The sequence below is a fragment of the Oricola indica genome, assembly GCF_965227485.1.
Classification (GTDB): domain Bacteria; phylum Pseudomonadota; class Alphaproteobacteria; order Rhizobiales; family Rhizobiaceae; genus Oricola; species Oricola indica.
Window position 1 is genome coordinate 1433805 of the sequence record NZ_OZ245747.1, and the last position, 26575, is coordinate 1460379.

At 61.0% G+C, this 26575-nt stretch carries 23 protein-coding genes; 14 read left to right on the top strand and 9 right to left on the bottom strand.

Annotated elements, in window-relative coordinates:
* Positions 1-29 precede the first annotated feature (29 nt).
* The gene (locus tag ACQK2M_RS07285; protein WP_425417241.1) at positions 30-1073 is read right to left on the bottom strand and encodes an RluA family pseudouridine synthase; all 1044 of its coding nucleotides are present in this window, start codon (positions 1071-1073) and stop codon (positions 30-32) included.
* Between ACQK2M_RS07285 and ACQK2M_RS07290 the strand changes: the two genes are divergently transcribed.
* The 6 genes from ACQK2M_RS07290 to ACQK2M_RS07315 all read left to right on the top strand — a co-directional run bounded on the left by ACQK2M_RS07290 (position 1072) and on the right by ACQK2M_RS07315 (position 9047).
* Positions 1072-1413, top strand: coding sequence for a hypothetical protein (locus ACQK2M_RS07290; RefSeq protein WP_425417242.1), 342 nt, complete (start codon positions 1072-1074; stop codon positions 1411-1413). The genes ACQK2M_RS07285 and ACQK2M_RS07290 overlap by 2 nt on opposite strands.
* Before the next feature lie 190 nt (positions 1414-1603).
* Entirely contained in the window at positions 1604-2698 is a 1095-nt protein-coding gene (locus ACQK2M_RS07295) for an ABC transporter ATP-binding protein (RefSeq protein ID WP_425417243.1), read from the top strand.
* Between the two features lie 93 nt (positions 2699-2791).
* Positions 2792-3919: an extracellular solute-binding protein gene (locus ACQK2M_RS07300; protein WP_425417244.1), complete on the top strand. Its 1128-nt coding sequence runs from the start codon at positions 2792-2794 to the stop codon at positions 3917-3919.
* A gap of 74 nt (positions 3920-3993) precedes the next feature.
* Positions 3994-5283 (top strand): ABC transporter permease, encoded by a 1290-nt coding sequence (locus ACQK2M_RS07305; RefSeq protein WP_425417245.1) that lies wholly within the window; start codon positions 3994-3996, stop codon positions 5281-5283.
* Between the two features lie 8 nt (positions 5284-5291).
* A complete protein-coding gene (locus ACQK2M_RS07310) occupies positions 5292-6146 on the top strand; it encodes an ABC transporter permease (RefSeq protein ID WP_223475970.1) in 855 nt (284 codons plus the stop codon).
* A 195-nt stretch (positions 6147-6341) separates the two neighbouring features.
* Complete coding sequence (locus tag ACQK2M_RS07315; RefSeq protein ID WP_425417246.1) at positions 6342-9047, top strand: autotransporter outer membrane beta-barrel domain-containing protein; 2706 nt, start codon at positions 6342-6344, stop codon at positions 9045-9047.
* A gap of 25 nt (positions 9048-9072) precedes the next feature.
* Here the strand turns inward: ACQK2M_RS07315 and ACQK2M_RS07320 are convergent, their stop codons facing one another.
* A complete protein-coding gene (locus ACQK2M_RS07320; protein ID WP_425417247.1) occupies positions 9073-10092 on the bottom strand; it encodes an endonuclease/exonuclease/phosphatase family protein in 1020 nt (339 codons plus the stop codon).
* 221 nt (positions 10093-10313) lie between these two features.
* Here ACQK2M_RS07320 and ACQK2M_RS07325 point away from each other — a divergent pair, with 221 nt between their 5' ends.
* On the top strand, positions 10314-11546 hold the full coding sequence (locus ACQK2M_RS07325; protein ID WP_425417248.1) for an aminopeptidase P family protein: 1233 nt from the start codon (positions 10314-10316) through the stop codon (positions 11544-11546).
* Between the two features lie 70 nt (positions 11547-11616).
* Here ACQK2M_RS07325 and ACQK2M_RS07330 read toward each other — a convergent pair whose 3' ends face one another.
* The 3 genes from ACQK2M_RS07330 to ACQK2M_RS07340 form a co-directional block, all read right to left on the bottom strand.
* Positions 11617-12465: a class III extradiol dioxygenase family protein gene (locus ACQK2M_RS07330; RefSeq protein WP_425417249.1), complete on the bottom strand. Its 849-nt coding sequence runs from the start codon at positions 12463-12465 to the stop codon at positions 11617-11619.
* 11 nt (positions 12466-12476) lie between these two features.
* Positions 12477-12833 (bottom strand): protocatechuate 4,5-dioxygenase subunit alpha, encoded by a 357-nt coding sequence (locus ACQK2M_RS07335; protein ID WP_425417250.1) that lies wholly within the window; start codon positions 12831-12833, stop codon positions 12477-12479.
* A gap of 226 nt (positions 12834-13059) precedes the next feature.
* On the bottom strand, positions 13060-13929 hold the full coding sequence (locus ACQK2M_RS07340) for an amidohydrolase family protein (protein ID WP_425417251.1): 870 nt from the start codon (positions 13927-13929) through the stop codon (positions 13060-13062).
* 180 nt (positions 13930-14109) lie between these two features.
* Here ACQK2M_RS07340 and ACQK2M_RS07345 point away from each other — a divergent pair, with 180 nt between their 5' ends.
* Both ACQK2M_RS07345 and ACQK2M_RS07350 read left to right on the top strand, forming a co-directional pair.
* A complete protein-coding gene (locus ACQK2M_RS07345; protein WP_425417252.1) occupies positions 14110-15369 on the top strand; it encodes a LysR family transcriptional regulator in 1260 nt (419 codons plus the stop codon).
* Between the two features lie 182 nt (positions 15370-15551).
* Complete coding sequence (locus ACQK2M_RS07350; RefSeq protein ID WP_425417253.1) at positions 15552-16496, top strand: Gfo/Idh/MocA family oxidoreductase; 945 nt, start codon at positions 15552-15554, stop codon at positions 16494-16496.
* 62 nt (positions 16497-16558) lie between these two features.
* On the opposite strand, the gene ACQK2M_RS07355 is transcribed toward ACQK2M_RS07350, so the two are convergent.
* From ACQK2M_RS07355 to ACQK2M_RS07370, 4 genes are all read right to left on the bottom strand, one after another.
* The gene (locus ACQK2M_RS07355; RefSeq protein ID WP_223475962.1) at positions 16559-17830 is read right to left on the bottom strand and encodes an ABC transporter permease; all 1272 of its coding nucleotides are present in this window, start codon (positions 17828-17830) and stop codon (positions 16559-16561) included.
* Positions 17831-17836: 6 nt separating this feature from the next.
* Entirely contained in the window at positions 17837-18973 is a 1137-nt protein-coding gene (locus tag ACQK2M_RS07360; RefSeq protein ID WP_223475961.1) for an ABC transporter permease, read from the bottom strand.
* Complete coding sequence (locus tag ACQK2M_RS07365) at positions 18970-20481, bottom strand: ABC transporter ATP-binding protein (protein ID WP_425417254.1); 1512 nt, start codon at positions 20479-20481, stop codon at positions 18970-18972. The genes ACQK2M_RS07360 and ACQK2M_RS07365 overlap by 4 nt, the downstream gene beginning before the upstream one ends.
* A gap of 68 nt (positions 20482-20549) precedes the next feature.
* Positions 20550-21578, bottom strand: a complete 1029-nt coding sequence (locus ACQK2M_RS07370; protein ID WP_223475959.1) for a BMP family lipoprotein — start codon at positions 21576-21578, stop codon at positions 20550-20552.
* Positions 21579-21912: 334 nt separating this feature from the next.
* Here ACQK2M_RS07370 and ACQK2M_RS07375 point away from each other — a divergent pair, with 334 nt between their 5' ends.
* The 5 genes from ACQK2M_RS07375 to ACQK2M_RS07395 all read left to right on the top strand — a co-directional run bounded on the left by ACQK2M_RS07375 (position 21913) and on the right by ACQK2M_RS07395 (position 26573).
* A complete protein-coding gene (locus ACQK2M_RS07375) occupies positions 21913-23208 on the top strand; it encodes an NAD(P)/FAD-dependent oxidoreductase (protein ID WP_425417255.1) in 1296 nt (431 codons plus the stop codon).
* A gap of 70 nt (positions 23209-23278) precedes the next feature.
* The gene (locus ACQK2M_RS07380; protein WP_425417256.1) at positions 23279-23479 is read left to right on the top strand and encodes a YgaP family membrane protein; all 201 of its coding nucleotides are present in this window, start codon (positions 23279-23281) and stop codon (positions 23477-23479) included.
* A 96-nt stretch (positions 23480-23575) separates the two neighbouring features.
* Complete coding sequence (locus ACQK2M_RS07385; RefSeq protein WP_425419998.1) at positions 23576-24523, top strand: HlyD family secretion protein; 948 nt, start codon at positions 23576-23578, stop codon at positions 24521-24523.
* Positions 24523-25440: an ABC transporter ATP-binding protein gene (locus tag ACQK2M_RS07390; protein WP_223475956.1), complete on the top strand. Its 918-nt coding sequence runs from the start codon at positions 24523-24525 to the stop codon at positions 25438-25440. The genes ACQK2M_RS07385 and ACQK2M_RS07390 overlap by 1 nt, the downstream gene beginning before the upstream one ends.
* Positions 25437-26573: an ABC transporter permease gene (locus tag ACQK2M_RS07395; RefSeq protein WP_425417257.1), complete on the top strand. Its 1137-nt coding sequence runs from the start codon at positions 25437-25439 to the stop codon at positions 26571-26573. Before ACQK2M_RS07390 ends, ACQK2M_RS07395 begins: the two co-directional genes overlap by 4 nt.
* Positions 26574-26575: the final 2 nt, after the last annotated feature.

Below are 26575 nucleotides of genomic sequence, written 5' to 3' on the forward strand. Positions count from 1 at the left end.
AAGCCAGATAGGTATTGCCGTAACCGGATTCAAGTTCTGTCGTGGAAACGACGAAAGCCCGCCACGAGTTCCATCATGTCGGCGGGAAGCGGTGTTTCGAACCGCATCAATTCGCCGGTGGCCGGGTGATTGAAGGCGAGATGGGCTGCGTGCAGTGCCTGACGGCCAAACATTTCGACGCTGCGGCGCAACGGCTCCGGCAGAACCTTGGCTTTCGTGGCAAAGCTCTTCCCGTAATACTGATCGCCAATCAGCGGATGGCCGATATGGGCCATGTGTACCCGGATCTGGTGCGTGCGTCCGGTTTCGAGCCGGCATTCGACGAGGCTTGCGACAGGGGTCGCGCCGCTTGGATCGCCGAAGCGCTCGATCACTCGGAAATGCGTGACGGCATGGCGCGCGTCCGGGCGGCCTTCCGGCACGACGGCCTGTTTCATCCGGTCGCGCGAGGATCGGCCGAGAAACGTCTCGATCTTCCCGGTCATGCGGTCTGGCGTACCCCAGACGAGCGCGAGGTAGGCGCGTTCCATTTCCGTTGTTCGGCCGTGATCGGCAAATTGCGCGCTCAGCGCTTGGTGCGCGCGGTCGTTCTTGGCAACCACCATGACGCCGCTGGTATCGCGGTCGAGGCGATGCACGATGCCGGGCCGGCGTACGCCACCGATACCCGAAAGGCTGTCTCCGCAATGGGCGATCAACGCATTGACCAGGGTTCCCGCAGGATTTCCCGGGCCGGGGTGGACGACGAGCCCCGCGGGCTTGTCGATGACGACCACGTCGTCGTCTTCGTGCAGGACGGAGAGCGGGATGTCTTCGGCGAGAGGCTCCGGCGCTTCCGGCTCCGGCATTGCGATCTCGACGATATCGCCGGATTTCACCTTTCGCTTCGGTTCGGTGACCCGTGTGCCGTTCAGACGGACATTCCCTTGCTCGATCAATTGCTTGATACGGTTTCGGGAAAGCTCCGGCGCGGTCTGTCCGGCCAGCCACTGGTCCAGCCGGGCGCCTGCGGCATCGTCGTCCGCGGTGAAGGCTTTCAATTCGGCCTCCGCTTCGTTATGGCCCTTCGTCATGACCAATATCCAGGACGATCACGACGAGGAAAAGCCGCTCGATCCGGCGATGGAGCGGGTTCGCCGCAAACTTGCGCGGCTGATGGTTGTGTCGATCGGTATCATGCTGATCGGCCTTATGGCCGTGCTCGGGGCCGTTGTCTACAAGTCCGGCGCCGGTTCCGGTTCGGTCGGGACGGCGCGTGCGGTCATCGAATTGCCGGACGGTTTCGACGTGACCGATACCGCCTATGGCGACGGCAAGATCGTGTTCTATGGATCCACCGAGTCGGGCACCGGCCGGATCGTCGTCTATGACGCGGTAACCGGCGTTCTGGTCGCCGATCATTCCGTCAGATGACGCTTCATACGTTTGCGTAAACAAATGGCGTGATTCCACCGCTGCCGAAAAAAGTTGCTGTTATCCCTTTACAACCGGCAAGCTCTTTCGCTTTCATGGGGCAAATCGAGGCCCGAAGCGCTTAGAATGGACTTTTTGGCTTGGATGCGCGCCGCGTGCGTGATGTGTTGGGAACGTACAGGGATATGACATGAGCGAAAACCGGGGTGCGGCTGTCCGCTTCGAAAGCGTGCAGAAAAGTTACGATGGTGAAACGCTGGTCGTCAAAAACCTAAATCTGGACATCGCCCGGGGAGAGTTCCTGACCATGCTGGGACCGTCCGGGTCCGGAAAGACCACTTGCCTGATGATGCTGGCAGGTTTCGAGCCGGCGACCCATGGCGAGATTTTCCTGAACGACAGGCCGATCAACAACGTGCCGCCGCACAAGCGCGGCATCGGCATGGTTTTCCAGAACTATGCGCTTTTCCCGCACATGACGGTGGCGGAGAACCTTGCTTTTCCGCTCCAGGTGCGGGGCATGGACAAGTCCGAGCAGGAAAAGAAGGTCAAGCGGGCGCTTGAGATGGTCGAGCTCGGTTCATTCGGTGCGCGTCGGCCTGCCCAGCTTTCCGGCGGTCAGCAGCAACGCGTGGCCGTGGCGCGCGCTCTGGTCTTCGATCCGGAACTCGTGCTGATGGACGAACCGCTGGGCGCGCTCGACAAGCAGCTGCGCGAGCAGATGCAGTACGAGATCAAGCACATCCACGAGAATCTCGGCGTGACCATCGTCTACGTGACGCATGACCAGACAGAGGCGCTGACGATGTCGGACCGCGTGGCGGTCTTCAATGACGGCGTCATCCAGCAGCTGTCGGCACCCGATGTGCTCTATGAGGAGCCGCAGAATTCCTTCGTTGCGCAGTTCATCGGCGAGAACAACAAGCTGACGGGCGAAGTCACCGAAGTGAACGGCAAGGAGTGCCGGGTTCGCCTCCCCGATGGTACCGAGCTCGTCGCCGATGCGGTCAATATAAGCGGCGTTGGCGGCAAGACGACGATCTCGCTTCGGCCGGAGCGTATCGAAGTCATCCCGACCGACCAGCACCAGAATCAGGTAGAAGGCCTGGTCGAGGAGTTGATTTACCTGGGTGATCACATTCGCGTTCGCATGAAGGTGGCCGGAAATGACGAGTTCATCGTCAAGGTGCGCAATCGCGGCGAACGGTGGGATCTCAAGAAGGGGCAGATGCACAAGATCGGCTGGGCCGCCAAGGACTGCAAGGCCCTCGACGCCGTCGCCTGACACAGAATTCACTGAATTGCCGGCCCTTATGGGGGTCTGCAGAAATGGTTGCGACGGGGACCCCGTCCGGCCTTCATCAAAAGGGAGAATATGATGAAATTGAAGATGTTGCTCCTAGCTTCCGTTGCGAGCGTCGGCTTTACCGGCCCGGTCGTATCGCAAGACCTCGAGCCGTGCGAAAACTGCGCCGATGAAATGACCCTGGTTTCCTGGGGTGGCGCCTATCAGGCTTCCCAGGTCAAGGCATACTCCGAGCCCTACGCGGAGATGACCGGTGTCACCTTCGTCTGGGATGAAAGCTCGAACGAGGCCGTTGCCAAGCTGCGCGCCATGAACGAGGCCGGCAATGTGACCTGGGATCTCGTGGACGTTGTCGCTTCTGACGGCATCCGCCTCTGCGACGAAGGCCTCGCGCGTCCGATGGACGTGGACGCCGAACTGGCCGATGCGCCGGACGGCACGCCGGCTTCGGACGATTTCGGCGACTTGCTCGTTTCCGAGTGCTTCATTCCGCAGATCGTTTACTCGACCACGGCCGCATACCGCGCCGATGTCGAGGAATGGGGCGGCAAGGAGCCGGAAGACATCTGCGCGATGTTCGACATGGAAACCTTCCCGGGCAAGCGTTCGCTCGAGAAGCGCCCGATCAACAACATGGAATGGGCTCTCCTGTGCGACGGTGTCGCCAAGGAAGACGTCTATGACGTGCTGGAGACCGACGAGGGCGTGGCACAGGCGCTCGCCAAGCTCGACACGATCAAGGATCAGGTCGTCTGGTGGTCGGCTGCTGCCGAGCCGCCGCAGCTTCTCGCCGACGGAGAAGTCGTTCTCGCCTCTTCCTACAACGGCCGTTTCTTCTCGGCCATAGAGGAGCAGGGCCAGCCCTTCAAGATGCTTTGGGACGCGCAGGTGTTCGACCTTGATGGCTGGATCATTCCGGAAGGCCTTCCGGAAGACCGTCTCAACCGCGTGCTTCACTTCGTGAAATTCGCGACCGATACGCAGCGCCTCGCCGACCAGGCCAAGTACATCTCCTACGGTCCGGCACGCCTGTCGTCTGCTCCGCTCGTCGGCAAGCATGCGGAACTCGGCATCGACATGGCGCCGCACATGCCGACCGATCCGGAGAACGCGAAGAACACCTTCCTCTACAATTACGAGTGGTGGGCTGACAATCGCGACGACCTGGACGCGAAGTTCCAGGCGTGGCTGGCGCAGTAATCGCCATCTGACACTTGTGGATGCGGCGGTACGCCGCCGCATCCCGATCCCGCAATTCCAGGCGAAGGTCTTCCATGAGCAGCACCACGACAGACACGTCGAGTAATGCGATGCCCGATGACGGGGTGGTCCGTGCCGCTGATGGAACGCCTTTGAAAAAACGGCTTGCGCGTGCTTTGCGCCGCGAGAAGTTGCGGTCGCTGATGCTGATCGCGCCGCTCCTGATTTTCATTGTGCTGACATTCATCGCGCCGATCGCGGACATGCTGTTCCGCTCGGTCGAAAACAATATCGTGGAAGACACGATCCCGCTGACCGTCGAGGCGCTGGCGGATTGGGATCCTGCATCCGACGAACTGCCCGGCGAACCCGTCTTCGCGGCGCTTCACGCCGATCTCCTGATCGCGGTGGAGGAACGCATTCATACGCGGCTCGGATCGCGTCTCAACTACGAGAGTTCGGGCATGTCCGGCCTGTTCCGCAAGACCGGACGGCGCGTCAAGCGGATGGACGAGGGCAACTACACCGCGCAATTCATCGAGGCCGACGAGGATTGGGGCGACCTGGAGACCTGGCGGGTCATCAAACGCTTCAGCCCGCCCTACACGCCCGGATACTTCCTGAACGCGGTGGATGCCGAACAGACGTCGGAGGGGCTTCAACTGAAGCCCGAGAACGAGCGGATCTATCTCACGCTGTTCAACCGGACGATCGTGATGTCGCTTGCGATCACAGTATCATGCCTGCTGCTCGGATTCCCGATCGCCTATTTGCTGGCGCATCTGCCGTTGCGTACTTCCAACATGCTGATGATCCTCGTGCTGCTGCCGTTCTGGACATCGCTTCTGGTGCGGACGTCGGCCTGGAAAGTGCTGCTGCAGCAACAGGGCGTCATCAACGATTTTCTCGTCTGGATCGGACTGATCGACGACGCCAACCGGCTGGTGATGATCAACAACCAGACAGGCACGATCATCGCGATGACCCATATCCTGCTGCCATTCATGATCCTGCCGCTCTTCTCGGTGATGAAGACCATCGCGCCCTATTACGTGCGGGCGGCGAAGAGCCTCGGCGCGAATGACTGGACGGCGTTCTGGCGGGTCTACTTCCCGCAGACCATTCCCGGCATCGGCGCTGGCGCGATTCTCGTCTTCATCCTGTCGATCGGCTACTACATCACACCGGAACTGGTCGGTGGCACCAGCGGTATCTTCATCTCAAACCGCATCGCCTATCACATCTCGTCTTCGCTCAACTGGGGTCTGGCGGCAGCGCTCGGCACGATCCTGCTTGGGCTCGTCCTGCTGCTGTTCTACGTCTACGACAAGATCGTCGGCATCGATAACGTGAAGCTGGGTTAGGAGAAACCATGGCAGCCCTCCCACCCTATTCGTCCACGGCGCAGATTACGTGGTACTACGCGTTCCGCATCATTTGCGGGCTGATCTTCTTCTTCCTGATCTTCCCGATCATGGTGATCGTTCCGCTGTCGTTCAACGCGGAGAACTTTTTCACCTTCACACCGAAGATGCTGGCTCTCGATCCGGCTGGCTATTCGTTCAAGCACTATCAGGATTTCTTCACCAATCCCGACTGGCAGCAGGCCTTGTGGAACTCGGTGACGATCGCGCCGGTGGCGACGCTGCTGGCGACCGGCTTCGGCACACTTGCGGCGATCGGCCTGTCGCAAAGCCATGTGCCGTTCAAGTCGGCGATCATGGCAATCCTCATTTCGCCGATGATCGTTCCGCTGATCATCTCGGCGGCGGGTATGTATTTCTTCTATTCGCGGATTGGGCTGCAGGGCACCTATTGGGGGGTCGTCATGGCGCATGCCGCGCTTGGCACGCCCTTCGTGATCATCACCGTCACGGCAACCCTGGTTGGGTTCGACCGGTCGCTGACGCGGGCATCGGCGTCGCTCGGCGCGGATCCGGTGCGCACCTTCTTCAAGGTGCAAATGCCGCTGATCATTCCGGGTGTGGTGTCAGGCGCGCTGTTCGCCTTCATCACTTCCTTCGACGAGGTGGTGGTGGTTCTGTTCCTCGGCTCGGCCTCGCAGAAGACGTTGCCTTGGCAGATGTTCACCGGCCTGCGTGAGCAGATTTCGCCGACGATCCTCGCGGTGGCGACACTGATGGTGGCGATCTCCATCGTGCTTCTGACGGCATTGGAGCTGCTACGGCGGCGGTCGGAGAGGCTCCGCGGGCTGTCCCCGGGCTAATACCGGGATTTCCCACGCGATTTCGCGTGTTTCCCGTTGTTTATCAAAAGCTAAAACTCGGCTTTCCCATGGACCATATGGATCATGCGGGTTCTGTCGCTTCGCCTATAGTCGCGGCTGCGGGATTCGTTTCAGATCTTTGGGGAAGCAATGTTTCGGTCATTAACGCCAATCGTAGCGGACGTTCGCAGGTACGTGTTCGGTTCGGCCCTTCTGCTTGGCTGGTCTGTCGTGATGCCCGGCCATTCGCTGGCTCAGCAATACTGGGATGGCGGCGATGGTACCGCGAACGGGAGCTTTCGTGGTGGCAGCGGCACCTGGGATATGAGCACTGCGAACTGGACGAATGCCGCCGGCTCGGCGAATTCAGCCTATGTTCCCGGAACGGCAGCGATTTTCGATACCTATGGCGGTACGGTTCAGGTTTCCGGCACGCAAGCCTTCTCCGGCATTTCCATCAATGCCGACGGATACCAGTTTCTGGGCGACGCCCTGGCGATCCAGGATAGCGGAGGCAGCATCGCGGTCGCCGCGGGGAGCACGGCCACGTTCGCCAACGTGTTTGCGGACCAGGGACCTGGAACGGGAGCACTGACGGTCAATGGAGGTGGCCTCTTGGTCCTGACGGGCTCCAACACGTTCTCCGGTGGGACGACCGTCGCAAGCGGCGGCGGATTGAAGATCGGCAATGGCGGTGTAGTCGGCGGCGTTTCCAATGCAAGCGGAGCGATTTTCGAGGTGCAGTCCGGAGGCTCTTCCGGCACCACCTCGAACGCTGGAACGCTGACGAACAACGGCACGCTGGCTTCGCTCACGAACACAGGCGGCACCGCGACAAACAATGGTACGATCAACGGGATCGTGAGTGTCTCCGCCGGCATCTTCACCAACAACGGCACGGTTTCGGGAACCTCCTCGATTTCGGGCGGAACCACCGACATCCACGGCACGATGACCGGGTTGGTGACGGTGTTCGGTGGAACGCTAAACAGTGACGGCACGTTCGGTGGCGGCTTGGCCAACAGTGGCGGTATCGTCAATGCGGAGGGCACGCTGAATGGTCCGATCACGAACAATTCCGGATCTTTCGGTCTGACCGGCGATCTTTCGGGCGACGGCCAGTTCGATACGATGACAACCCTGAACCTCAATGGATATTCGCTGAGCGGGTTCAGCGGTTTTGCCGCGAGTGGCGGAACGGTCAGTTTCGCTACAGGAAGCGGCATCGATGTCGGCAGCGGCACGATTTCGAGTTCAGGTACCCTGAGTTTCAACGGTGCGAACGCCCTGACCGCAAATCTGGTCAGTCTCACCGGCGGGACACTCGACATGGACAACGGGACGGTCGGTGACGTGTTGTCGGTCGATGGCAACTTCGATCTTGGCTCCGGCGCGACATGGACAGTCAATGTCGATCATCTCGAACAGGGCGACTCGGTTTCCGTGTCCGGAATGGTAACACTTGCCGGCGGCCTGTCGGTCGAAGCGCTTCCGCCGGAATCGAGTTATCCCGCCGGTCCGGCCAGCCTCGACTACACTCTCATCAGCAATGATGGGGTAGACGCTGTTTCGGGCACATTTTCCGGCGTCGTCACGAATTACGCATTTCTCATGCCGTTCGTGGACTATGCGGGTGGCGACGGGAACGATGTCGTTCTGACGCTGGACATTCCGTCCGTGGCGCCAGATTTCACATCCTTCGCCATGAATGAGAACCAGCAGCAGACCGCCTTGGCGCTCGCGGATTTTGACTATTCTTCGGCAGATGGCACCGACGTCCTGGATGCTTTCAATCTGTTGACGAATAACCAGGTACCGGGCGTTCTCGATCAGGTCGGCGCCGGTAAACATCTGGCGCCCTTTCACATGAATGGCGCCGTTTTCGGCGCTTTCATCAACGGCATCTCCGATCACATGCGTCGTTTCCGACCCGGTGAAGACAAGGAGACCTCAGTGACGGCTTACGCCGAGGATCAGCCGCGCGGTCTGTCCGGAAACGGGATCGAGGAACTGTATGGCGATGCCGGTCGGTCATTCGTTGCCGGGCCGGTCTTCTGGACTGCCGGCCAGGGGGATTACAAAAAGGTCGTATCCGACGGCAATGGGGCGGAGATGCGTCTGGCGACCGGCTCCGTGCTGACGGGCGTGGAATATCAAAACGGCTCCGGCGATGCGGTGGGCGCGGCATTCGGCTATGCGCGCAGCGGTTTCTCGACCGACGGCCTGTCCGGAAGCGCGACGGCCGACAGCTATCAGGTTGCACTCTATGCGAATACGGGCGCTGCCGATCCACTCGCAACCGGGCCAGGTCTGACCGGTGCGATCGGTTATGCCCGGCATCTCCACGACACGACACGCGACATCGGTTTTGGCGGGCTGTCACGCGAGGCGACGGCGAATTATCAAGCCGAGACCTATGGCGGCGAAATGATCGCGCGCTACGGATTTGCTGCGCCCGGTTCCGGCGCGGAACAACTCACGTTGTCTCCATTTGCCGGCGTTCGTTACCTACATGGCCGCAACGATGCGTTTACCGAGAGTGGCGCCGGTACGTTGAACCTCTCTTCGGCGGCGTTCTCCACCGATCATCTGAACACCAAGCTTGGCGTGGAAATCGCGGGCATGTTCGTCGGCGATAGCGGTTCCGTCCGGCCAAGTGCGTCGTTCGGCTGGAAGCACGAATTCCTCGATACGAGTGTGACAGGCGATTTCACTCTTGCAGGTTCGCCGACGGCGTTTCAAGCGGTGTCCACGGCCGAGGCGCGTGACGAGTATTTTGCTGCCATGGGAGCCGATATCGGTCTCTCGGCCAATACGCGGCTGCAGCTTGGTGTCGACGCGGGATACTCGAAATCCATCACACGGCTCGGCGCGAGCGCCGCGTTCTCGACGGCATTCTGACACCGGTTCGCCGGAGAAGTACAACTCACGAAAGCCGGAATTCCAGCCACAACGGGTTATGATCGGAGATTCGGAAGGCGAAGCTGCCTTTCGCCAAACCGCGATCGCGCAACAGGCGGTTCCAGATTTCGACGATTCCCCCGTCCGTGACCTCAAGGCCGATCAGCGCCGACTCGCCCTTCGAGAACCACGCGATCTGGTCATGATAGCTCTCCGCCTCGGGGTCCGAGTTCCGCGCATAGATCGTTCTTGGATGGCTTTGCAGGATGTAGGGGACTTCGAGCCCCGTGCCGACGAAGGCCTCGTAGAGATCGTTGCCGGTACGCTCTAGGTTGAAATCGCCAAGCACGATCAGATTGTGGTGCCAGCGGTTCTCGCGCGCCGCCCAGGACTGCATCCATTTCGCGATGCCGCGCAGTTCCGGCAGGCGTTCCTGCGTGGCGTCTCCATAGTCGATATGGGCGGTGACGAGGATGAAGGTCGTGTCCCGTGTCCGGAATGAAACGGCATAGGGATTGCGAGCGAACTGCTTCTTGAAGCTGTTCTTGTCGAAGCCGAACTCGTCCGCCTCGTCGGGCACGACGAGTTCCCCGGCGAGCCCGGAAAGCGCCACGCGCGTGTTGTCGAATATGAACGCCATGTGCTCATCATTGCCGCCCTGACCCTCCGCACGATCCGTCATCAGGAAGCTCCAGTTTGGGCCGAGAATCTTCATGGCCGATCTCAGCGCGCGGAAATCGGCGCCGACTTCCTGTACGGCGATCACATCGAACCGGGAGAGGATCTCCGTAATCGCCCAAAGGCACCGGTAATCCCGTTTCGGGCTGTCATTGCCGGATGATCTCCATTTTCGTGTCAGCGAGCGGAAATGCGCGATGTTCCAGGTCGCGATCAGGATGTTGCGATCGACTTCCCGTTTCGGCGGGATGATCGTGTCCAGATAGGCCGAATAATCGCGCATCTCGTCGATGGCTGCCTGCGGAACGGCGCCGTCTTCCGGTACATTGACCGGATCGGCGAAAAGAATGTCGAGGGGCGTCGGCATGGACCGTCTCCCAATGGCCGCAACCAAACGGTATCACCGCATCTGCGGCCGCACCATTGCAGGATCGTGCAATGGCGGGATTCCGCAACGGCATGCCGGTTTGGATTACGAGACGATTTTTCGGTGATGTAGGATGTTCGCGCCGGTTTCACTTCCCGGTTCGGCCAACGTTTGCTGCAATAGTGCCGCGAGCCATCAGGCCCAACGAAGCGATCTCCAAAATGACAATCATCAACAGCGCCGAGGACATGTTGCATGTCTTCCAGTGGCAAAATGGCGAAAAGGAATGGTCGCCCTTTTCCGATGCCGAGATGAACCGCCGGCAGGACGCGATGCGGGCGCATATGGCCGTACAGGACATCGATGCGGCCGTGTTCACCTCCTATCACGGCATTTGCTACCATTCGGGCTTCCTCTACTGCTATTTCGGCCGCAAATTCGGGTTCGTGCTGACCGCGGACAATGCGACGACCGTATCCGCCGGTATCGATGGCGGGCAGCCCTGGCGGCGCAGCCATGGCGACAACGTCATTTATTCCGATTGGCGGCGCGGGAATTTCTTCGAAGCATTGAAGAGTTTGATTCCGCCAAACGCGAAACGGATCGGCATAGAGTTCGATCACGTGTCGCTGGACTATCGCCGCCTGCTCGGCGAGGCGTTTCCGGGCGTCGAATTTGTCGATGTGGCCGAAGCTTCGATGTGGATGCGCGTGATCAAGTCCCACGAGGAGATCAAGCTGATCCGCGAAGGGACGCGCGTCTGCAATATCGGTGCACGGACGGTCATGGATGCGCTGCAGGAAGACGTGCCGGAATATGAAGTGGCGCTCGCCTCCACGCAGGCGATGGTGCGCGAAATCGGCGGAAGCTTTCCCTTCGTGGAACTGATGGATACATGGACATGGTTCCAGTCGGGCATCATGACCGACGGGGCGCACAATCCGGTGACGAACAGGCGCGTGGCGCGGGGCGACATCTGCTCGCTCAACTGCTTCCCGATGATCTTCGGCTACTACACCGCGATCGAGCGCACTCTGTTCTGCGAGGCGGCATCGGACGCCCATCTCGGTTTGTGGGAAAAGAACTGCGCGGTGATGAAGGCAGGGTCCGACCTGATCGGGCCGGGCCGGAAATGCTCGGACATCGCGCTGGCGCTCAATGATATGTATCGCTCATGGGATCTGCTGCGATACCGCTCTTTCGGGTATGGCCATTCCTTCGGCGTGCTGTCGCATTACTACGGGCGCGAAGCCGGCGTCGAACTGCGTGAGGACGTCGAAACGATGCTGGAGCCGGGCATGGTCGTATCGATGGAGCCGATGATCATGATCCCCGAAGGCATGCCGGGCGCTGGCGGCTACCGCGAGCACGACATCTTTGTCGTTACCGAAGACTGGGCGGAGAACATCACCAACTTCCCCTACGGACCAGACTATATGATCATACGGCGATAGAGGTTTCGCCCTTGAACAAAAACGCCCGGGTGAAAGCCCGGGCGTTTTTTGTTGATCCTGTCCGTGCCGGTCAGGCGGCGCATTCGAGCAGCAGTGTGCCCGCAGCGGTGTTGGAGATCGGGATGTGGTAATTGCGGGTGATCTCGTTGACATCGTCGCCGAGCGCACCGCGCATCATCATCCACATCAGGAACTCGGTGCCTTGCGCGCCTGCCTTCTCGACCAGCTCCATCCGGCTGACCTTTGTCAGTTCCTCCGGATTGTGGACGATGTTTTCCAGGCAGTACTGGTCGAACTCCTTGTTGATGAAGCCCGCCCGCTGGCCGTCGAGCTGGTGCGACAGGCCGCCTGTCCCGAGGATCACGATCTTGGCGTCCTCCGGGAAGGACCGCAGCGCCTTGCCGAGCGCATTGCCAAAATCGAGCGCGCGCTTCAGCGTCGGGATCGGATGCTGCACCGTGTTGGCCGAAATCGGCACCGCCTTCGGCATGTCCGGATTATGAGGTGCGCCGGGCCAGAACAATTGCATTGGCACGACGAAACCGTGGTCGACGGGAAGTTCCTGGCAGGATGTGATGTCGAACTCGTCGGCGACCATCGATTCGATGATGTGCCAGGAGAGTTCCGGCGCGCCGGGGAACGGATCGAGCGACGGCAGGCCCCAGCCCTCGTCCTCGTTCTTGTATTCATGCGCCGCGCCGATTGCGAAAGTCGGCATCTGGTCGAGGAAGAAACCAAGGCCGTGATCATTGTAGATATTGATCACATATTCGGGCTTGTGTTCCTTGATCCAGGCGTGAACCTTCGGATAGCCGTCGAAGAAGGGCTTCCAGTAAGGATCGTCATAGAGTTCCTTCTGGATCGCGTTCCCCACTGCGGGAATGTGGGAGGTGGTGATGCCGCCGAGAATTTTAGCCATGACCGGTCTCCTTATGCCTGGCTCGCGAGGAATTCCTTGAACTCCTCGGTCGTCCGGCCCGTCTGCATGCCGCCGACGTCCTGAACGGAGAGTTTGAAGATGCCGGCGAATTTGGCGAGATAGTAGATATTGCCGCCCGCATCGATCATGGCGAGGATGTTGCGGTCGCGGATCGCCTGCTTCTGCTCGTCGTTCAGCCCGTATTTTTCCATGTAGGCTTCTTCGTCGGCGCGGAACGCTTCGCGGTTTTCTGATTTGTTGAACGAGTAGCACATCTTGTTCAGCGCATAGCCCTTCATGGCCTGCTTGCCGTCGAAGATCGTCGTGCCGGGGATATCGATGTGATAATCAAAACCTGGTTGATCCATGGCTCTTCCTCCTGCTTTCCGCTTATGTATACACAGCGGCTCCAAGCAGCGGAGTTGACTTAAATCAAGCCGGCACCGGCAGGGCATATATTGAATGTCGATTGCACAAAACTTATACCTCCTGCCTGTCGCGTTTCCGGCCTGCGACAGCAAAAAACCCGGATGCTTTCGCATCCGGGCGGGAATGGACGGTTCAGGGTCCGAAGAGCGGTTCGCCGCAGTGGCGTCAGCTCCAGTATAGCCGCATCGGATTGTCGACGAGGAGTTTGCGCTGCGCGGTTTCCGTCGTGGCGATCCGCGGGATGAAATCGACCAGCTTTCCGTCGTCGGGCACATGGGATTTCATGTTCGGGTGCGGCCAGTCGGTGCCCCAGATCACACGGTCGGGGAAGGTTTCGACGAGCTTGCGGCCGAAAGCGACCACATCGTCATAGGGCGGACCGTCGGCGGTCAGTCGTTCCGGGCAGGTCGCCTTGGTCCACATCGTCTCGACCTCGGCCATAAGATCGATGAAACGCTGGAAGTCGGGGTGATCCACACCTTTGGTGACGTCGGGACGGCCCATATGGTCCACGACGATTGTTGTCGGCAGTTCCTTCAGGAACGGGATCAGTTCCTCGAGATCCGGTGCCTCGAAATAGACGACCGTGTGCCAACCCAGCTTCTTCACCTTGTCCGCGATGGTCAGAAACACATCCTTCGGGGTGTTGTCGACGAGGCGCTTGACGAAGTTGAACCGCACGCCGCGCACGCCCGCCTCGTCCATCTCCTTGAGTTCATCCTCGGAGATGTCCGGCCCCACCGAGGCGACGCCGCGGGCCATGTCGCCGGCCGCCTTGAGTGCATCGACGAGTGCGCGGTTGTCCTTTCCGTGGCACGTCGCCTGGACGATGACGTTGCGTTCGAAGCCGAGATAATCCCTCAGCTCGAACAGCTTTTCCTTCGGCGCGTCGCAGGGCGTGTATTTGCGTTCCGGCGCATAGGGGAAGACGTCGGCCGGTCCGAACACATGGCAATGCGCATCGACAGCACCCGGCGGCGGCACGAAGGCCGGCTTGGATGGATTGGGGTGAAAAGGCAGATAATCGGCGTCCATGGGTTCCCGTTTGTCCCGTTTTCTCGTGGCGGCCCTTTGATATATCGCAAAAGCGTTCTTGTCGCCTGCCGTATGGTGCTGCCGAAAATGTCGCAGAGTCGGATTCTTGCCCATTCGAAACAGTTCGCCGCCTATAAAATTTTGCTATAGAGCACGAATGGGAATGGAAGGCGCACAGCGATGAGACAGGGCTTGCCCAACATCCGTCACCTGAGGGTTTTCCGCGAGGTCGCCCGGTGTCACAGCGTCAGCATGGCCGCCGAAAGGGCGCATCTGTCGCAGCCGGCGGTGACCCAGGCGGTCGCAAAACTCGAGGAGGAACTGTCTGTCCCGCTGTTCGACCGGCGCCGCGACGGCATGTATGCGACGGAAACCGGAGAGGCGTTCCTGGCGCGTGTCGAACGGGCGCTCAGCCACCTTCAAACCGGTGCGCGAGAAGCGGCGAGGATCGGCGCGCGCCGCAAGGGCAGGGGGTTCAGCGATTTCGACAGGCTCTTGACCGCCGCCCAATTGCGCGCCCTCGTGGCGGTCTCCGAGGCCAAGAACTTTTCCATGGCGGCACGCAATATCGGTATATCGCAGCCCTCGATCCATCGCGCCGCGCGCAACCTCGAACGGCTCTCCGGGATCAAATTGTTCAACAGCGCGCATGAGGGCGTTTCCCTGACGCCGGCCGCCCAGGCGCTGGCGCAGCGCACAAAGCTGGCGCTGGCCGAATTGCAGCAGGGGTTCGACGAGGTGGACGACTTTCTGGGCAGGGATTCCGCTCATATCGTCGTCGGAGCGCTGCCGCTGGCGCGAACCTACATCCTGCCCACGGCGATTGACGCTATGGTGCGGACCTCGAAGCGCGTGCAAATCCGGGCCGTTGACGGCCGCTACGCCGAATTGCTTCACAGCCTGCGCCACGGCGATATCGATTTCCTGATCGGCGCGCTGCGTGAGCCGCCTCCGGTCGACGACATCATACAGGACGCCTTGTTCGACGATCCGCTCGCGATCGTCGCCGGCGCGCAACACCCGCTGGCGCAGCGCGAAACGGTCGCCATCGAGGATGTGCTCGCCTATCCGTGGGTCGCACCGCCGAAGACGACGCCGGCGGGAAGCTATCTCTACAACACGCTGCGGATCGGTGAACTGGCGGACACGCCGGTGCGTGTCGTTTCCAGTTCGCTGGTCCTCGTGCGCGGTCTCCTGATGACCGGCGATTACATTACCGTCATCTCGATGAACCAGATCCGTCACGAACACGACCAGGGGATCGTGGTGCCGCTACCGGTGCCGCTTACGGGCAATGCGCGCACCATTGGTCTGACCTACCGGCGCGACTGGCGGCCGACACGAACGCAACAACAGTTCCTTGCCCATATCCGCGAGGTTTGCCGCACCGTGCCGGCTGCCGAGGCCAGTTCGGTTCAAAGCTATTCGGAAAATGAATAGGGTCCGATGCGAATGAATAGCCAAGCGGTTCAAGGCGATGTTAAGCAACGGGACATATCGGCCGGACCGGCCGCCATGCGCGTCGCGTATCGCCAGCTTATGGATGGCAGTCACGGCGCAACGAGTCATGTGGCGGCCGCGTTAAGGACCGGAGACGAATAACCGAAAGGCAGGAGGACGACATGAGACTGTGTGTAGCAGGCGCGTATGGCGCGTTCGGACTGAAACACCTTGATGCGCTGTCCAATATCGATGGCGTCGAGGTGACATCGGTCATGGGACCGACCAAGGCCAAGATCGAGGCGCTCGCCGCGGAACGCGGCATCGGCCATGCCGCGGACAATCTCGCCGATTGTCTTGCGCGCGACGACGTGGATGCGGTGATCCTCGCCACGCCGACGCAGATGCACGCCGAACAGGCAATCGCCTGCATGGATGCCGGCAAGCATGTTCTCGTCGAAATTCCGATGGCGGATTCGCTGGCCGACAGCGAGGCGGTGGTCGCGAAACAGAAGGAAACCGGGCTGGTCGCCATGGCCGGACAGGTGCGCCGCTTCAATCCCAGCCACCAATGGATACATAACAAGATCAAGGCGGGTGAGCTGAAGGTCCAGCAGATGGACGTCCAGACCTATTTCTTCCGTCGCTCCAACACGAACGCAAAGGGCGAGCCGCGCAGCTGGACGGACCACCTGCTCTGGCACCACGCCTGCCACACGGTGGATCTGTTCCAGTACCAGACCGGTGAGACGGCGTCGGAGGCGTTCGGACTGCAGGGGCCGATGCATCCCGAGCTGGACATTGCGATGGACATGACAATCGGCATGAAGACGCCGTCCGGCGCGATTTGCACGCTGTCGCTAAGCTTCAACAATGACGGGCCTTTTGGCACGTTCTTCCGCTATATCTGCGACAACGGAACCTATCTCGCGCGTTACGACGACCTTTTCGACGGCTACGACAAGCCGGTGGATCTTTCGGGCGTGGCCGTGTCGAACAACGGGATCGAGCTTATCGACCGCGAATTCGTTTCCGCCATCGAGGAAGGCCGTGAGCCAAATTCGAGCGTCGCGCAGGTGCTGCCCGCCATGGAGATACTGGACCGCCTCGAACGCGGCTTCAAATAAGACGCTTCAGGCGGAAAGTAGCAAAAAGCCAAAGGCCGGGCGTTCAGCCCGGCCTTTTTTGATCATTCCTTGACGTATGGCTTGCCGTCCGCGGCCGGTGGGCGTGAGCGTCCGACAAAGCCCGCGACGACGACGATCGTGGCAATATAGGGTGCCATGGCCAGGAATTCCGACGGGATCGGCGTGCGCACGATTGCCAGCTTCTGCTGAAGCGAATCCGCGAAGCCGAAGATGAGCGCGGCCATCAGCGCGCCGACCGGGTGCCAGCGGCCAAAGATCATGGCGGCGAGACCGATATAGCCAAGACCACCGGTCATGTTCTCGTCGAACCGGCCGACGGAGCCCAGCGTGAACCACGCACCGCCGAATCCGGCGACCATGCCGGCGAGCGTCACATTGATGTAGCGGGTGCTGTAGACGTTGATGCCGAGCGTATCGGCGGCGCGCGGATGTTCGCCGACCGAGCGGGCGCGCAGGCCGTAGCGGGTGTGGAACAGATAATAGGTCGCCACGCAGACGAGGATGACCGCGCCGTAAACGAACAGGTTCTGGTTGAACAGAACGGAGCCGATCACCGGGATGTCGCCGAGGAACGGAATCTTCCAGGCCCGGAAGACGGGCGCGTTGTTTAGCGCCCGGTACTCCGAAAAGACCTGGCTGGAGACATAGGACGTGACGCCGAGCACGAAGAGGTTGATCACGACGCCCGCGATGATCTGGTCCATACGGTAGGTGACCACAAGCGCGGCGAGGATGAAGCCGAACATGCCGCCCACAATGACGGCGCAGAGGAGGCCGCCCCAACCGCCGAGAAGCGAGCCCATCAGCGCACCGGTGAAGGCGCCGGCCAGCAGCATGCCCTCGATGGCGATATTGACGACGGCGACACGCTCGGACAGCACGCCAGCCAGACCGCCCAGTGCGATCGGCACGGCCGCGACGACGGTCGCCGACAGCATTCCGGTCAGCGAGAAGGACTTGCCCGCGGTCGCCCATACGAGGAAGGCCGCGACGGCGATCGCGCAACCGGCGGCGATGGAGATCATCGACCATTTCGATCCGCCGCGCATGAATTGCCGGACGCCGAGGAGGGCGAGCACTGCTGCTGCAAGGAAATTGAACGGCGCGGCGGGAACGACGAGGTTTGGAACCACCCAGGTATCGCGCGGGTGAGACAGGCGGAACGTGGCCTCTCCCGCCGATTCCAGAGCGAACACGATGGCGACGAGAGCCGCCAGCCCGATCAGCACGAAGCCGTAGATGCGCGCCTGGCGGGTCTTGTGTGTTTCCAGCTTGTCGGCGGACGCGAGGTCGGTCGTCGATACAGCGGCCATGGCCCGTTACTCCTTGCGTTCCGCGGGTTTTCTGAAGCCCCACGGAAAGATCGCCCGCACGAGCAGCGGGGCGGCGATGAAGACGATGATGAGCGCCTGGATGATGCCGATCAGATCAATCGACACGCCGGCATCCACCTGCATTTGGCGGCCTCCGGCCTCCAGCGCGCCGAACAGCAGGCCGGCAAAGAGCACGCCGATTGGGTGCGAACGGCCAAGCAGAGCGACGGAAATGGCGTCGAAGCCGATGCCGGCGGAAAAGCCGGGCGTTGCGCGCTCCAGAACGCCGAGCACCTGATTGGCGCCGGCAAGGCCGGCCAAGGCGCCGGCGGTGGCCATGGCGAGCACGATGATCAGCGATGCGCGCATGCCGGCATAGCGCGCGGCGTCCGGGTTTTCTCCCGAGGCGCGGAATTCGAAGCCGGTCTTGGTCTTGAACAGCAGCCAATAGACGAGGATCACCGCTCCGATCATGACGAAGATGCCGGCGTGAAGACGCAGATTGGGATCGATATCCGTGAGCAGACGAGGCAGTTCCGCGCTCGGGACAACCGATTTCGAGACCGGATCGGACCGGCCCTCGCGCTGCATCCAGGTCAGCCCGAGCATGTAATCGAGCAGGCGATAGGAGATCAGGTTGAGCATGATTGTCGAGATCACCTCATGCGCACCTGTCGCCGCGCGCAACCAGCCCGCGATCGAGGCGTAGAGCCCTCCGGCAACCGCCCCCGCCAGAAGGGCCAGCGGGAGATGGATGATCCACGGCATGCCCGGGAAGGAAAAACCGACGATCACTGCCGCGATGCCGCCGACGATAATCTGGCCCTCGGCGCCGATATTGAACAGGCCGGCCCTGAAACCCAGCGCCAGGCCCAGCCCGGCGAGCACAAGCGGGATCGCGGAGGTCAGTGTTTCGGACAGCGAGTTGATTGAGCCCACCGAACCCTGCAGCAGCGCCAGATAGGATCGGCCGATTGTCTGGATATCGACCGCCGTCGCCAGCATGACGAGAGCCCCCACGATCAATGCCACGATAACGGCGAAGATCGGCACGATGACCAGATCCTCGAACTCCGCGCGGCCGGGCGCGGCGCGCTGTAACAGCTTCGCTGTCAGTGTGTCCCGGTTCGACGTGTCTGTCATTCGTGCGCTCCCGCCATGGCGAGACCCACGGCATTCTTGTCGACCGGACCAGCCGTCGCGTCGAATTCGGCGACGATGCGGCCTTCGAACATCACGAGGATACGGTCGGAGAGCGACATGATCTCGTCGAGTTCGGAAGAAACGATAATGACGCCGTCGCCTTCGTCGCGGGCGTCCATCAGGCGGCTGTGGATATATTCGATGGAGCCGACATCGAGACCGCGCGTCGGCTGGGCGGCGATGACCAGCTTGGTTTCGCGCTCCAGTTCGCGCGCGACCACCATCTTCTGCTGGTTGCCGCCCGACAGATTGCCCGCCTTCAGGTAGACGGACGGCGTGCGCACGTCGAAGTCGATTGCGTATTGCGCGGCCGTCTTCAGCACTTCCGGCCACTTGATGTTCGGGCCGTTCGAGAAACGGTCATCGTAGTAGGTGTTGAGCACCATGTTCTCGTAGATGGTGAAATTGGAGATCATCCCGGATTTGTGGCGGTCTTCGGGAATGTGCGCCATGCCCATTCGGTGGCGTTCGCGGGCAGAGGCGTTGGTGATGTCCTTGCCAAGGAAGCTGATGGATCCAGCGGTGACATGATGCAGACCCGTCACCACTTCGATCAGCGCTGACTGGCCATTGCCCTGAACACCGGCGATGCCAACGACTTCGCCCGAGCGAACGTGAAAACTCGCATGGTTGACGGCGATCTCGTCGTTTTCGCGCAGCACGACGAGGTTCTCCACCTCGAGCAGCGTTTCCTTGGGGTCGAATGGGCCCTTCTTCACGTCGAAGGAGACGGGGCGGCCGACCATCATTTCGGCGAGCTGGTTTTCCGTCAGCGTCTTCGGATCGCCTTCGCCGGTGATTCTGCCGCCGCGCAGCACGTTGATCCGGTCCGCAATTTCGATGATTTCATGCAATTTGTGCGTGATGAAGACGATGGCCTTGCCCGCGTCGCGCAGTGACTTGACGATGCCGAAGAACTCCTCGACCTCCTGCGGGGTCAAGACGGCGGTCGGTTCGTCGAGGATCAGCACTTCAGCCGAGCGAAAAAGAACCTTCAGGATCTCGACGCGCTGCTGGATGCCGACGGGCAAATCCTCGATCAGCGCATCCGGATCGACCTGGAGCCCGTATTTCTCGTTGATATCGCGCACTTGTTTGCGCGCGGTTGCCAAATCGAGATAGTCGAATCTCCCGGTCGGCTCGACACCGAGAATGACATTTTCCGCGACCGTAAAAACCGGAACCAGCATGAAGTGCTGGTGAACCATGCCGATGCCGGCGGCGATGCCGTCGCCCGGGCCTTCGAAATCGACAGGTTTTCCATCGATCAGGATTTGACCCTCGTCGGGCGAATAGAGCCCGGAGAGGATGTTCATCATGGTGGATTTGCCGGCGCCGTTCTCGCCCAGCAGGCCAAGCACCTCGCCGGCGCGGATTGTGAGGTTCACATCGTCGTTGGCAGTAACCGGCCCGAAACGCTTGGTTATGCCGCGCAGTTCAACGTCCACAGCGTCGCTCTCCCCGCTGGACAAATGAACCCGCCGCCGCGAAGGGCGGCGGGCCGGATAGCAGGGCGTTAGCCGCCGATCGAGATCGAACCGTCGATGATGCCGGCCTTGATCTCTTCGATTTCGGATTTCAGTTCAGCCGGAACGGCGTCCTCGAAATCGTGGAACGGCGCGAGGCCGACGCCGTCATTCTCGAGCGTGCCGACGGTAACGCCGCCCTCGAACGTGTCGTCCATGACGGAGTCGATCACCGCCTGAACGGTGGCGTCCATGCGCTTGAGGACCGAGGTGAGATAGACGTTCTGCTTCTCGGTGTCGGTCATGTACTGGTCGGCGTCGACGCCGACGATCTTCAGCTTGTCGGTGCCGAGTTCGTCGGCGAGAGCGGCAGAGCCGAGACCGACCGGGCCGGCGACCGGCATGACGATGTCGGCGCCTTCGTCATAGAGGTTCTGGGCAAAGGTACGGCCGTCGTCCAGGCTCTCGAAGTTGTTGGTGAACAGGCCATCCTTGTCTTCCGGATCCCAACCGAGAACCGTGACGTCGGTGCCCTTCTTTTCATTGTAGTATTCGGCGCCATGCACGAAGCCGTCCATGAAGACGGTCACCGGCGGGATGTTGATACCGCCAAACGTGCCGATCACGCCCGTCTCCGACATGCCGGCGGCGAGATAGCCGGCGAGGAAGGCGGCCTGCTCGGTCGCGAAGACCTGGCCGACGACATTCGGGATCGTCGGATCGTAGGCGAAGTCGACGATCGAGAATTTCTGGTCCGGATTGGCTTCGGCCGCCGCCTTGGTGGCGTCGCCCATCAGGAAGCCGACGGTGATGATGACATCACAGGCGCCGCCCAGAAGCGAGTTCAGGTTCGCCTCGTAGTCCGTTTCGGCCTGGCTCTCCAGGAAACGGCCTTCGATGCCCTTGGCTTCCATCGCGTCCTGAACGCCTTTCCAAGCGGTCTGGTTGAAGCCCGCGTCATCGATGCCGCCGGTGTCGGTTACCTGGCAGGCGGTGAAAGCCGCCGCCGACGAGATCGACCCGAAAAGCAGCGCCGTCGCCACTGCGACGCCGCCCATTAGTCTGCCTTTGTTCAACATAAGATACTCCCTGGGAATGAATGCCGGAATTCAAGGAAACCCGGTACGGAATTGCAATACCCAACGTTTGTGACGTTGCACCCGACGCACTCTAAGCCGGAAATGCCCGGAAAACCAATACCCTGCCTGCGTTCTCCGACACTTCTGTTCGATGCGTCCGTCGACCGCGAGAACGGCTGCGAAATCTTGTCGCAACCGGACGGGCGACAAGCCGCAAAAACGGGACGCGAATGACGGATTCCGCATTTGATGCTGATCAATGTGGGAATGATGCTTGGCAAGTTATATATGCCAATTATGTAATATGTCAGAAAGCTGGAGTGGAGGAATTATCATGGCGCATGTCGTCGTATTGGGTGCCGGTCTGGGCGGTACCATCATGGCTTACGAGGTTCGCGAAGAACTCTCGAAAGAACACAAGGTGTCCGTTGTCACGAACGGAACGCACTATTCGTTCGTACCGTCGAATCCGTGGGTGGCTGTCGGCTGGCGTGAAAAGGACGCGATCGAGGTCGATCTGCGACCGGTGATGCAGCGGCGTGACATCGACTTGTATTCGCAGGGCGCCAAGCGGCTGCATGCGGACGAGAAACGCATCGAGCTCAATGACGGCACATCGGTCGAGTATGACTATCTCGTCATCTCGACCGGTCCGGAACTCGCGTTCGACGAAATCGAGGGACTGGGGCCGGAGGCCAACACGCAGTCGGTCTGCCATGTCGATCATGCCATTCAGGCGAAGGCTGCTTTCGACAAGCTGCTTGCCAATCCGGGACCGGTCATCATCGGCGCGGTGCAGGGCGCTTCCTGTTTCGGCCCGGCCTACGAATTCGCCTTCATTCTGGACAAGGCCCTTCGTGACGCGAAGATCCGGGACAAGGTGCCGATGACCTTCGTCACGTCGGAACCTTATGTCGGCCATCTCGGTCTGGACGGTGTCGGCGACACAAAGGGGCTGCTCGAAAGCGAATTGCGCAACCACCACATCAAGTGGATCACCAATGCCAAGGTCGACAAGGCCGATGAAGGCATGATGCATGTCTCGGAGATCGCCGAGGACGGTTCCGTCAAGGCGACGCATGAGTTGCCTTTCGTCTTCTCGATGATGCTGCCGGCGTTCCGCGGTGTCGCCGCAGTGCGCGACATTGAGGGCCTGACCAACCCGCGTGGCTTCATCATCGTCGATGATCACCAGCAGAACCCGAAATATCCGGAGATCTTCTCGGTCGGTGTCTGTGTCGCTATCCCGCCGATGGGCAAAACGCCGGTCCCGGTCGGCGTACCGAAGACCGGCTTCATGATCGAATCCATGGTGACGGCGACGGCGCACAATATCGGCAAGATCGTGCGTGGCGAGAAACCGGACGCGCAGGGCACATGGAACGCCGTGTGCCTCGCCGATTTCGGAGATTCCGGCATCGCCTTTGTCGCCCAGCCGCAGATCCCGCCGCGCAACGTCAACTGGTCCTCGTCGGGCAAGTGGGTGCATCTGGCGAAGGTCGGTTTCGAAAAATACTTCCTGCACAAGATCCGCTCCGGCAAGTCAGAGCCCGCTTACGAGAAGCTCGCGATGCAGGCGCTGGGCATCCAGAAACTGAAGGAAGTCAGGTTCGATATCGAAGACGCCTGACGATCACGATATCCGTGCCCGCCGTTTTCGGACGGCGGGCGCACCAACCCTTTGAAACGGAATATTACGAATGTCTCTCGACAAGATGGTACTTGCCTTTGCGGGCGCGATGACACTGCTTTCGGTACTGCTGACCTGGTTTGTCTCGCCCTATTTCCTCTGGTTCACCGTGTTCATCGGCGTGAATCAGATCCAGTCGGCTTTCACCGGCTTCTGCCCGGCGGCGTTGATTTTCCGCAAGCTTGGCGCCAAGCCCGGCACGGCATTCTGATCATCCGAAATTTCCGGGCCGGTTCGCCGGATCGCGGATTGCGCGTGGCCTGAACGACGCTTAGCCTTGTCTCTGTCTTTGAGGAGACGAGTTATGATGCAGTTCATTTGCGCGCTGCCGATCATCGCCGGATTGAGCGGGGCATGTGCGGAACCCGCCGGCGTCGTCGGCTATGTCGAGGGCGATTACGCGCTGATCGCGCCGATCGAGGCCGCACAGATCGAGGGGATCGAGGTCGGCCGCGGCGATCGTGTGGAGTCCGGACAGATCCTCGTCAGGCTCGAAAGCCGTGACGCGGAAATCGCCGTCGCACAGGCCAACGCCTCGCTCGCACAGGCAAAAAGCCAGCTCGCTGATCTGACAGTCGGCAAACGTCCCAAGGAAATCGAGGCAATCAGGGCCGCGCTCAATTCGGCTCGCGCGCAGGCATCGGAGGCACGGCGAGTTGTCGACCGGCAGCGGGATCTTCTGGAACGGGGCATCACCTCGCAGGCGAATTACGACACGGCCGCGACCAGCCTCGAACTCGCTGAGGCGCAGGTCGCCGAACTCGAAGCCAATCTGGAGGTCGCGCAACTTCCGGCGCGTGCCGATACGATCGCGGCGGCGAAGGCCGGGGTCGAACAGGCGGAAGCGGTGCTCGCCAATGCGGATTGGCGGCTTGCCAAGCGCACGATCGAATCGCCGGTTACCGGGCATGTCTTCGACGTCGTTCGCCATGCCGGCGAAACGGCCGGTCCGCAGGCGCCGATCCTCTCCATCCTTCCCGACGGCGCGACCAAGTTGCGCCTCTACGTGCCCGAAACGGCGCTGTCCTCGATCTCGCTCGGCATGGCGCTCGATGTACGCTGCGACGGCTGCGAGCCGGGCATGACGGCGACGATCAACTACATTTCGGACGAGCCGGAATTCACGCCTCCGGTCATCTACTCGTTGGAGAACCGGCAAAAGCTCGTCTATCTCGTCGAGGCGAAGCCGGACGAGGCGGCGCGGCCGCTCAAGCCCGGCCAGATCGTCGACGCGGTCATCTCGGAGACGGAATAGTGGATCATGTCATCGACGTTCGCGGGATGGTCAAGCGCTATTCCGGGCGCGCCGTCGTCGATCACGTATCTATCAAGGTGGCAGAGGGCGAGATTTCCGGCTTTCTCGGGCCGAACGGGTCCGGCAAGACGACGACCATCCGCATGATGTGCGGGCTCCTGACGCCGGATGAAGGCGAGGGCACCGTGCTTGGGCTCGATGTGCGCAAGGACAGCCGGCGCATTCGCAGTCAGGTCGGTTACATGACGCAGCGATTCTCGTTCTACGAGGACCTGTCGATCGAGGAAAACCTGAACTTCGTCGCACGGCTCTACGATCTGCATCCCGTACGCGATCACGTCCGCGACACGCTGGAGGATCTGGGCCTGACGGCGCGGCGGCGTCAGCTCGCCGGTCAGTTGTCCGGCGGCTGGAAGCAGCGCCTCGCGCTCGCGGCCTGCGTCATGCACAAGCCGAAACTGCTGCTTCTCGACGAGCCGACCGCCGGTGTCGATCCGAAGGCCCGGCGCGAGTTCTGGGACGAGATTCACGAGCGCGCCGCCGGCGGCATGACCGTGCTGGTGTCAACCCACTACATGGACGAAGCGGAGCGCTGCCACCGCATCCATTATATCTCGCACGGCACCCTGCTCGCCAGCGGGACCGTGGACGAGGTCGTATCGGAAGCGGCTCTGACAACCTATGTCATCGAGGGTCCCGACCTTGCCGATGTCATGGCGCAACTAACAGGTGCGCCGGGCGTCGACCAGGTAGCGCCGTTCGGAACGACGCTGCATGTGGTCGGGCGCGATGCCGATCTGCTGGGCGAGACAATCGGGAAGCTGGCGACAGACGGCTTCACCGTGCGACCCGGCGTTACCAGCCTGGAGGATGTGTTCATCCAGTTGATGGCGGAACCGCGGGAGACGGCTGCGTGATCGCCGGCTTCTCGTTTCACAGGCTCTATGCGCTGCTCGACAAGGAATCGATCCAGATGCGGCGCGACCGCATCACCTTCGGGATGATGCTCGGCATTCCGCTGCTGCTGCTGGTGCTCTTCGGTTACGCCATCAACAATGACCCGAAACATCTGCCGACCGCTTTGGTGACGACAAGCCAGGATCACTATACCCGCGCCATGGTCACCGCGCTGGAGATGACCGGCTATTATCATTTCAATCACATCGTCGAGAGCGCGGAAGAGGCCGAACGCCTGTTCGAGAAGGGCGATGTCTCCTTCGTGGTGACCATCCCGTCGGATTTCGCCCGCCGGGTGCAAAGGAACGATCATCCGCGCATTCTGATCGAGGCGGATGCGACCGATCCGTCGGTTGCCTCCGGCGCAATTTCGACATTGGGCACTGTCGCCGCGCAGGCCTTGCTCCGCGAGCAGCCGGCGGCGGCGGAGGCCGCCGAGGCCATGCAGGGTCAATTGGAGGTGATCGTCCACAAGCGCTACAACCCGGAGGGCATCACCCAGTACAATGTCGTCCCCGGCCTTCTCGGTGTCATCCTGCAGATGACCATGGTGATGATGACCTCGATGGCGCTGACGCGTGAACTGGAACGCGGCACGATGGAAAACCTGCTGTCCTTGCCGGCGACGCCGCTGGAGATCATGCTCGGCAAGATCCTCCCCTATCTTATCGTGGGAGCTGTGCAGGTGGGCGTCATTCTGGTCGCGGCGAAACTTCTTTTCTCGGTGCCCTTCGTCGGCGGCCTCGGCCTGTTGCTTGCCGGCGTTCTGATCTTCGTTCTCGCGCTGGTGCTGCTCGGTTACCTGATTTCGACGATGGCGCGCACGCAAATGCAGGCGATGCAGCTCGCCTTCTTCTTCTTTCTGCCGTCGATCCTGCTGTCCGGCTTCATCTTTCCATTTCGCGGCATGCCGGGTTGGGCGCAACTGATCGGCGAATTGCTGCCGCTAACGCATTTTCTGCGGATGGTGCGCGCGATCATGCTCAAGGGCGCGACGTTCGATACGGTGGCCAATCATTTCGGCGCGCTGCTCCTGTTCGTCTTCGCCTTTGCCGGCATTGCGCTGCTCCGGTTCCGCCGGACCCTCGATTGACC